The organism is Actinoallomurus acaciae, assembly GCF_042429965.1.
GTDB lineage: Bacteria > Actinomycetota > Actinomycetes > Streptosporangiales > Streptosporangiaceae > Actinoallomurus > Actinoallomurus acaciae.
Window position 1 is genome coordinate 1 of the sequence record NZ_JBHLZP010000355.1, and the last position, 8,746, is coordinate 8,746.

Sequence of the window (8,746 nt, forward strand, 5' to 3'; positions counted from 1 at the left end):
ACGTCGAGCAGCCCTGCCCGGCTGGCTCCACTTCTACAATCACCACCGAGCCCACTCCGCCATCGGAGGCAAGCCATCAATCACCCGACTGACCAACCTCCCTGGACATCACACCTAGTCGGCCGGTGCCGCCGGTCTGTCGGAGACGAGTTCCAGGGCGATCTCCAGGCCGGCCTCGTACCTCTCGTCGTCGGTCGCGTCGGCGTCCTTGAGCATGAACATCGAGGCGCTCGCCGGGATCAGGGCGAGCCTCGACCTGAGCTGGTCGGTGAGCGAGGCGTCGGGGCTGCACAGCATCTTGGACAACGTGTCGAACCGGTGGTGGAGCTTTTCGCCCGGGGCGAGCTCCTGCATCGTGGTCTTGCTCTCCTGGATGAAGCGCATCATGCCCTTGGGCCGGTCGCGGGAGAGCCGGGCGTAACGGCGGACGATCTCCTGGCGCGTCTCCGGAGTCGACGGCTGCTCCTTCGCCCAGTCGATGATCTCGTCGAGGCCGGCGATGAGGTCGTCGAAGAGGCTGACGACGATGTCCTCTTTGGTGTTGAAGTGGTAATACAGCGCGGCCTTGGTCACGTCGAGGCGCTCGGCGATCTCGCGGAGCGAGGTCTTGTCGTAGCCGTGTTCGGCGAACAGCTCGACCGCGACGGCCTGAATCCGCTCGCGGGTGCCGCTTCGTCGCTCGCCCATCGTCCTCACCCCCGAGATAAACCTACTTGCCGACCGGCTAGTCTCCAGCTTAGCCTACGTTGATCAGTATCCTAGCCGGGCGGCAAGTAAGCTGTGCCCTCAACGGCGCGTCGGGGCCGGTCGTTCGGCGGCGCAGGGGGCGGCCAGGGCGACGTAGAGGCATGACGACACCAAGAGGCCGCGACCAACGCCCGCCCGATGCCCTGGAGGAGCGGCCGCCGAACTCGACTTCCATCGCGGCTGCCCGAACGCTCGCCCGTGACCGTCACTGTCGGGCGGCGGGGCGGCTCGATACCTTTTGGTGGTGAGCGAACGCCGACTCGAGAGCCTCGCCGGGCGGCTGGCCCGGCTGGGCGTCACCGATGCCACGGGTGCCGAACGCCGGCTCCAAGGTCACGAACTCGACGGACTGGTAGAGGCGCTGGGCACCGCGGCCGACCCCGACCTCGCACTCACCGGTCTCCTCCGGCTCCTGGAGACCGCCGACATCCGGGCCGAGCTGAACGCGGACGCCGACGCGCGCGACCGGCTGCTCGCCGTGCTCGGTGTCAGTGCGGCGCTGGCCGACCACCTCGTCCGTCACCCCGGCCACTGGCGGGTCCTCGCCGGCCCCGACGCCGTACGCCGGCCCACGGCGGAGGAGCTGCGGCAGACGCTGCTGCGCGCGGTCGGCGCCGACGACGAGTCCGACGACCACGACGAGCTGGCCGCGTCCTGGCGAGCGGCGACCGCCTCGACGCGGTCGCTGCTGGTGCTCGACGACGCGGCCGGCGCCGAGCAGATCCGCCCCCTGCTGCCCACGGGAGCGGGCAGCAGGGTGCTGGTGACCAGCCGTCGGCGGCTGGCCGGGCTCGACGTGGACCAGCGGATCTCGCTGGGACCGCTCGACCTCGACGAGGCCGGGGAACTGCTCGCCCGCTTCGTGGGCGACGCGCGTGCCTTCCAGGAGCCGGAGGCGGTGCGTCAGCTGGCCCGGCTGTGCGACCGGCTCCCGCTGGCCCTGCGGATCGCCGGGGCACGCTTGCAGAGCCGGCCGATGTGGACGTTCGAGTACCTGGTGGCCCGGCTGTCCGACGACGAACGCCGCCTCGGCGAGCTGACCGCGGAGGACCGCAGCGTGGAGGCGGCGTTCCGGCTCTCCTACGAACACCTCCGGCCCTCCACCCGGCGCGCGTTCCGTGCGCTGGGGCTGTCGCCGACGGTGGAGTTCGACCGGCTGACGCTGGCCGCCATGCTCGGCTGGCCGCGCCATGACACCGAGCACGCCCTGGAGAGCCTGGTCGACGCCAGCCTCCTGTGGCAGCCGACCGCGGGCCGTTACCGGCTGCACGACCTGGTCGCGGCGTATGCGCGGCGGCTCGCGGCCGAGGACCCGGCCGAGGTCACCGCGGTCCGCGCCGGCGTCTTCCGGCTGTACGTGGCCGCCGCGCGGTGCGCGAACGGCTACGGCCATGAGGATCTCCCGGCCGGGCCGGACCTGGGCTCCGTGCCCTTCGCCGACGCGAGGGACGCGGCGTCCTGGCTGGACGCGGCGGCCGGAGAGCTCGCCGACGTGGCCGCGCACGCGGTGGCCGTGGGTCACGTGGACGACGCCCGCCTGATCGCCGAGAGCGTGACCGACTACCTCGTCCGGCAGGGCCGGTACCACGAGTGCCGCGCGGTCGCCGAGACGGTGCTGCCGCTGGTCGAGACGCCCGACGACCGGCTGGCCTCGTCACTGCGGGTCTGTCTCGGCATCGCGTACGGCCTGCAGGGCGACTACGAGCAGGCGCACACCTGCCTGACCGACGCCCTGGCCATCAGCCGTCGCACGGGTGATCTGCGCGGGCAGGCGCGAGCGCTGGGAGTGTTGGGAACGGTCGCCCGCTGGGCCGGGCGGACCTCCGAGGCGCTCGCCCGGCTGACCGAGGTGCTGGAGCTGGCCGGGCCGTTGGCCGACGACTGGCTCGTCGGCATGGCCACCTGCAACCTCGGCGCCGTCTACCAGCGGCTCGGCCGGTACGACGAGGCGCTGGACCAGTACGCGCGCTCCCTCAGCCTCGCCGAGAAGATCGGCAGCCCGAGAGTCATCGGCAAGACGCTGAGGTACATCGGCGGTCTTCACATGGACCGTGGCCGGCCGGCCGAGGCCGTCGGACCGCTGTACCGGGCCGCCGAACTGGCCGAGCAGGTCGGCGACCTCCCGCAGCAGGCCGCGATCCTGTCCCGGCTGGGCGCGACGGAGGAGGGGCTGGGGAACACCGGCGCGGCCCTCGAACTCCATCGCCGGGCGCTGGCGGCGATCCGCGACCAGACCGACTCGGGCTGACGGGAGAGCCGCAACCGGCTCCTCAGCCGGATCGCCGGCGGTCCCGGGCGGCCCGCCGGAGCCGCCGGGGTTCCCGGCCGTTGGGCGGGGCGGCCCGGCGCGGTCCGTCCGGTGAGAGCCCGGTGTGCTCCCCGGCGAACGCCAGGATGTCCGCGGTCAGGGCGCGTTCCTTGCTCGCCGGAGAGGCCGCGTGGGCGGTGTCGGGCTCGCGGCGCATGAGGATCGGCCGGTCACTGCTCGTGGCGTGCTGGAGGGCCGCGCACATCTTGCTGACGTGGGCCTCGCCGGTCTGCAGGTCGGTCACCGCCCCGGCGAGCAGGAACGCCGGATAGGGCGTGCCGGGCGTGACGTTGTGGTAAGGGGAGTACCGGAGCAGCCATTGGAGCTGTTCGGGGTGCGAGGCGGTGCCGAACTCCTCGGTCCAGGTGTTGCCCAGGCCGAACCGCTCGTAGCGCACCATGTCACAGAGCGGGCCCGCGGCGATGACCGCGGCGTACAGGTCCGGTCGCTGTGTGGCGGCGGCGGTGACCAGCAGTCCGCCGCCGGACACGCCGTAGCTCGCCAGCCGGCCCGGCGTGGTCCGGCCCGTCTCGACGAGCCATTCCGCGGCGTCGTTGAAGTCGCTGATCGCCCGGTGTTTGCGCGGGCCGCGACCGGCCTCGTGCCAGGTCTCGCCCGCCTCGCCGCCTCCGCGTACGCAGGCGACCGCGAACGTGCCGCCGGCGCTCACCCAGGCGGCCGCCAGCGGGAAGAACCACGGCCGCATCGGCATGCCGAAGCTGCCGTAGCCGTACAGAAGAGTCGGGCGGGGACCCGGTGGTCCCTCCGCCGGGGTGAACAGGAACAGGGGAATCTCCGTGCCGTCGCTCGCGGGGTAGTGAACGCCGCGGCAGCGGATCTTCGGCGCGTGCCCGGCGATCGCGGCGCCGGTCTCCTGCTCCAGGGTCCCGTCGGCGGCGTCGAAGCGGTAGATGACGGGCGGCGTGGTCACGTCGCAGTAGCCGAACCAGGCCTGCCGCCCGTACGGGAGGTTCGTGCGCAGGGACGACACCACGCCCGCCCCGGGCAGGGGCAGCCGGCCGAGCGGCCGGCCGTCGGCCAGGTCGTGCGGTGTGACGATGGAGATGCCGTGCCGGGCGCGGGCCACCAGCAGGACGGGGCGCGCGAGGGCCGGGTCGTCCAGCACCACGCACTCGTCCAGCGGCGCGTCCGGATCCTCGGGGATCAGCGTGCGCCATGCGGCCGGATAGGTGTCGTGCCGGTCGGTCACGCAGACCCGCCCGCACGGGGCCTGATAGTCGGTGACCAGCAGCAGATCGCCGTTCGCGAGGAAGCGGGGAAGCGCGCGGGCCCGCGTGGTGCGCCCGTCCACGACCCGGGCGAACCGGGGGGCCTCCGGGTCGGCGAGCTCGGCCACGTACACATGGTTGGCCGAGGCGCACCCGGCCATCGCGGTGATCGCCAGGTAACGGCCGTCGCCGCTGACCGTGAGCCCGTAGTAGTGGTCCGGGGCGTCTTCGTCGCCGAACACCACCGGGTCGTCGCGCCGGTCCGCGCCGATCCGGTGCAGTCGCACGCGCCGGTGCAGGCGCGTGTCCCCGGGGACGAGCTGCTCGTCGGGGACGCGGCTGACGTAGTAGAACGCCTCTCCTCCCGGAAGCCAGGCGAGCGAGGTGTTGCGCGCGCGTGGCAGCGGCCCGTCCACCGTCTCGCCGGTACGGGCGTCCAGCACGATGATGTCGCTGCCGGGCTGCTCGGCGACCTCCAGCTGGACGGCCACGCGTTCGCCCTCGCGCGACGGCCACCAGGCGTACAGGCCCGTACGGCCGGACGGGTCGATCTCCGCCGGGTCGACGAGCACCCGCCGGCTCCCGTCGGCGTCGGCGATGAGCAGGCGCCGTTGCTCGTCCCCCTGCCGTTGCTCGGCCAGGAACCTGACCGGACCGCGTGCCGTGGGAGGCTCCGACACGCCGAAGGAGGACACCTCGTCCACCAGGGACGTCCACGATCGCGCCCCGGGCCGGCCGGCGCGGTACGCGCGGAACAGCCGGTCCTGGGCCGTCGCCCAGTCGCGTACGCGCGTGTCGTGGCCGTCTTCCAGCCACCGGTAGGGATCGGCGATCGACACGCCGAAGAGAGTCTCCACCACATCGCCGCGCCGGGCGGCGGGATAAGAAAGGCGTGCCACCGATGGTCCCCCGTCCCCTCACGAGCCGGGGTACCGCGGCCGGTGAAACCCGCGGTACCCCGACGTATTCAGCTAGGACTCGCCACGAAGAATGTCCTGCTGCCAACCGCGTACGTCCCCGAAACGAGGGGCCGGACCGGTTTCTCGGTACGGCAGGTATCCATTCATGACATCCCCCTGGATCCCTACAAGATGCCCGAAAAAGGCAATTACGAGGACAAACATCCCCGTGGGTGCGATCGATAAACGAGGTGTCTTACTCAATGGTTGGCAAAGTCATCATTTGGTAGATCGCCCGGCAAATAAGTGCGAAGCTCGCTGTTCGGCGGTCGCCGCCGTTCGCTGAGAATCCTCTGAGATCCCGTCGTTAGCGTCGCGTCTGATCGCACGTCCCCGTGTCTCGTGGAGGTGGAACCGCGATGCCCTTTCTCTCCTCGCTTCCCGACGCCGCCGGCGTCCTGGACGTCATGAAGGCCTTCCCCGAGGCCGCCGCGCCGCTGGTCGACTACCACGAGGTGGTGCTGCGCGGCCCCTCCGCACTGACGATCGGCGAGCGCGAACTGATCGCCGCGTACGTCTCGGGGCTGAACGCCTGTCACTACTGCCGCGGTGTTCACGGGGCGGTCGCCGAGGCGTTCGGCGTGGAGGAAGGCGTGCTGACCGCGCTGCTGACCGACGTCGGGTCCGCGCCGGTACGCGACGAGCTGAAGCCGTTGTTCGCCTATGTGCGCAAGCTGACGCTGACACCGAGCCGGATGGCCGATGCCGACGCCGACGCGGTCCTCGCCGCCGGCTGGGAGGAGAAGGCCCTCTTCGACGCGGTGTCGGTGTGCGCCCTGTTCAACCTCATGAACCGCCTCGTGGAGGGGCTGGGCGTCAAGGCGCCCGACGACGCGTACTTCGCCGCCGCCGCCCGGCGCCTGACCTCCGGCCACGACTACTCCGGCTACCGGCGGCTGATCGCCCACGACCACGACACCTGACGCTGGCGCCGGTGGGCGACCGCAAGGCGCCCCATGACCTGCGAAGGGCAGGTCGACCGCAGGACGCGAGGAGACCTCGGCTGCCGCGCCGCGACCGCATCGTGGCGGGCCGCCCCGGTGACATTCCGCCCGCTCGGGTCAGGAGTCGTCCATGACGCGGGCGTAGTGCGCGCGCGCGTCCGCGGTGCGGCCGTTGCCGTAGACGCGCAGCATCGTGGCCAGGTCGGGATGGTGCGGCTCGATGAGCCGCGCGGCGTCCTCGATCTCGGCCGCCGACGCGAGCCCGCGCAGCAGCGCCTGGATGCCGGCGACCGGATCGGCCGATCGGGTGGCCGGGGCGGGGTGCTGCACCGTCGGGACGCTCAGGTACGAGGGTGTCGTGTTCTGGGAGCGCACCTGGTCGAGCCGCTCGCGCACCTCGTCGGCCGACAGGAGGGCGAAGCCGGGCTCGGCGGCCAGCGCCTCGACGGCCATCAGCCGGGACACCACGGCGGGGTTGCTGATCTTGGCTCGCTGTCCGGACATGAGCTGGGACAGCATCGGCGCGGACAGCCCGAGCACCTCCGCCAGGGCGGACTGGGGCAGCCGGAGCCGGTCGAGGAGCCGCCGGAAGCGATCGTGGAGCGGCTCGCCGTACCACTCGATCTGCCGAGCTCGGTTGCGGATGACGACGTCGTCCGTCACGGCTGCGCCTTCCCGCGGCCTATTCCGCGTCGCTCTCTGTGCATCTGCACACGACATCTTCCCACTCCGTCAGGCTATTCGAGGGCGCGTGCGCCGTCGCCCTCGGCCGCGGAGCCGGCGACGTGGGGCCGCCGTGTTCGCGAACGCACAGGACGCATTCACTCCGAGCGGGCGAGGGAGCCGAGAAGGCGTTCGGCCTCGGCGGCGACGACGGGGAGCGCCTTCGCCGGGTCGTCGGAGCGTGCGAGCAGCATCCCCGCCTCGCAGAGCGCGCCGAAGATCAGCTGGCAGCGGGCCGGCAGGTCGCCGTCGGCCATGGCCCCGTCCGCGGCGGCGGCGCTCATGCCCTCGGTGAGGACGCGGAGCGTGTGGGCGTACTCGATCTCGCGAACCTGCTCCCAGCCGAGAACCGCCGGGCCGTCCAGCAGCACGATCCGGCGGAACGCCGGGTCGAGGCAGTGTTCGAGGAAGGTGCGGCATCCCCGGAGCAGCGCGGACCACGAGTCGGGTTCCCGCGCGGCGGCCCGCCGCAACGCGTCGGCGATCTGCCGCTGTTCCTCGACGAAAACACTGCGGAACAGCGCGGCCTTGTTGCGGAAATGGTGGTACGCGGCGCCCTTGGTCACTCCGGCCGCCGCAGCGACCGCCTCGATCGAGGTGGTGGCATAGCCGTCCCGGCCGAACAGTTCCCGGGCCGCCACGACGAGCCTGGACGTCGTCGCGTCCGAGCGTTCGGCCTGCGTACGGCGGGGCGGGCGAGGCAACGGCGAACCCCCTTGACAGTGCGCTCGACTCGAACGTACGTTCGAGTCCGATGGTTACATACCCTCGGTACGGAAGTGGGATGGTCATGACCGCACCGCTCATCGCAATCTACGGCGCGACCGGGCATACCGGACGGCTGGTGGCCGCCGAGCTGATCGACCGAGGCCAGGACCTCGTGCTGGCCGGCCGCGACGGCGCGGCCCTCGCGGCGATGGCCGGCGAGCTCGGCTGCCGCGCCGCGACCGCGCCGCTGGACGACCCGGCGGCGCTCCGCGGGCTCGCCGAGAGCGCCGACGTGCTGATCCACTGCGCCGGGCCGTTCTCGGTGACGGGCGACCCGGTCGCCTCGGCCGCGGCCGAGGCGGGCTGCCACTACATCGACCACGCCGTGGAGCCGCACCATGTGAAGCACCTGTTCGACACGTACCAGGCGACGGCCCGGCGCACCGGGGCGATCATGATCCCCTCGCTGAGCTTTTACGGAGGCCTGGGCGACCTGCTCGCGGCCGCCGTCACCGAGGGGATGGCGGACGTCGGCCGGGTGGCGGTCGCGTACGCGGTGACCGGCTGGCGCATGACCACCGGGGCGCTGGCCACCGCCCGGCAGCTCTTCGCGGAGACCGTGCGGATCGGCTTCTCCGGCGGTGCCCGGCAGGTGGGCTACGTGGAGCCGCGCAACGCGGTCTTCCCCTTTCCGCCGCCGGTCGGTCCCCGGTCGATGATCGCTCCCGTTCCCTTCCCCGAGGCCGTGACCGTGCCCCGGCACGTCCCCGCCCGCGAGGTCGAGGCGATGCTGACCGCGCGGACGTTCGAGGAGGAGCCGGTGTTCACCAGCGAGGACGCCGACAGCGAGACCCGGGCGCGCACCGAGTTCACCGTCGCCGTACAGGCGCTGGGCGAGCAGGGCGACCGCGCCGGCCACCTGAGCGGACACGACCTGTGGCGGGCCGCCGCACTGGCGTCGGTGACCGGCGCCCTGCGGCTGACCGGCGGAGAGGCGCCCGCCGAGAGCGGGGTGCTCAGCCCCGGCGAGGCGTTCCCCGCCGCGCCGTTCCTCGCGGCGCTCGAACGGCTCGGCGCCTTCGCCGTCACGCTGTGAGAAAGGACCAGGCGATGCCGCCGATCCTCGTC

General features: G+C 72.4%; 7 protein-coding genes and 1 pseudogene. 4 read left to right on the top strand and 4 right to left on the bottom strand.

Annotated elements, in window-relative coordinates; all coding sequences use genetic code 11:
• Nucleotides 1-118 (top strand): annotated as a pseudogene (locus ACFFNX_RS34105) (IS481 family transposase); the annotation flags it as partial.
• Here ACFFNX_RS34105 and ACFFNX_RS34110 read toward each other — a convergent pair.
• Nucleotides 115-687 carry a TetR/AcrR family transcriptional regulator gene (locus ACFFNX_RS34110; protein WP_378210005.1) on the bottom strand — a complete coding sequence of 191 codons (573 nt, stop codon included), beginning with the start codon at nt 685-687 and terminating at the stop codon, nt 115-117. The pseudogene ACFFNX_RS34105 and the gene ACFFNX_RS34110 sit on opposite strands and share 4 nt — an antisense overlap.
• 304 nt (nt 688-991) lie before the next feature.
• Between ACFFNX_RS34110 and ACFFNX_RS34115 the strand changes: the two genes are divergently transcribed.
• The gene (locus ACFFNX_RS34115; protein WP_378210007.1) at nt 992-2,995 is read left to right on the top strand and encodes a tetratricopeptide repeat protein; all 2,004 of its coding nucleotides are present in this window, start codon (nt 992-994) and stop codon (nt 2,993-2,995) included.
• Nucleotides 2,996-3,017: 22 nt separating this feature from the next.
• On the opposite strand, the gene ACFFNX_RS34120 is transcribed toward ACFFNX_RS34115, so the two are convergent.
• A complete protein-coding gene (locus ACFFNX_RS34120) occupies nt 3,018-5,183 on the bottom strand; it encodes a prolyl oligopeptidase family serine peptidase (RefSeq protein ID WP_378210009.1) in 2,166 nt (721 codons plus the stop codon).
• A 419-nt stretch (nt 5,184-5,602) separates the two neighbouring features.
• On the opposite strand from ACFFNX_RS34120, the gene ACFFNX_RS34125 reads away from it, so the two are divergent.
• A complete protein-coding gene (locus ACFFNX_RS34125; protein WP_378210010.1) occupies nt 5,603-6,166 on the top strand; it encodes a carboxymuconolactone decarboxylase family protein in 564 nt (187 codons plus the stop codon).
• 138 nt (nt 6,167-6,304) lie between these two features.
• On the opposite strand, the gene ACFFNX_RS34130 is transcribed toward ACFFNX_RS34125, so the two are convergent.
• The gene (locus tag ACFFNX_RS34130; RefSeq protein WP_378210012.1) at nt 6,305-6,850 is read right to left on the bottom strand and encodes a DNA-binding protein; all 546 of its coding nucleotides are present in this window, start codon (nt 6,848-6,850) and stop codon (nt 6,305-6,307) included.
• Between the two features lie 158 nt (nt 6,851-7,008).
• Nucleotides 7,009-7,614: a TetR/AcrR family transcriptional regulator gene (locus tag ACFFNX_RS34135; RefSeq protein ID WP_378210014.1), complete on the bottom strand. Its 606-nt coding sequence runs from the start codon at nt 7,612-7,614 to the stop codon at nt 7,009-7,011.
• A gap of 86 nt (nt 7,615-7,700) precedes the next feature.
• Here ACFFNX_RS34135 and ACFFNX_RS34140 point away from each other — a divergent pair, with 86 nt between their 5' ends.
• Nucleotides 7,701-8,714: a saccharopine dehydrogenase NADP-binding domain-containing protein gene (locus ACFFNX_RS34140; RefSeq protein ID WP_378210016.1), complete on the top strand. Its 1,014-nt coding sequence runs from the start codon at nt 7,701-7,703 to the stop codon at nt 8,712-8,714.
• The last annotated feature ends 32 nt before the right edge of the window (nt 8,715-8,746 follow it).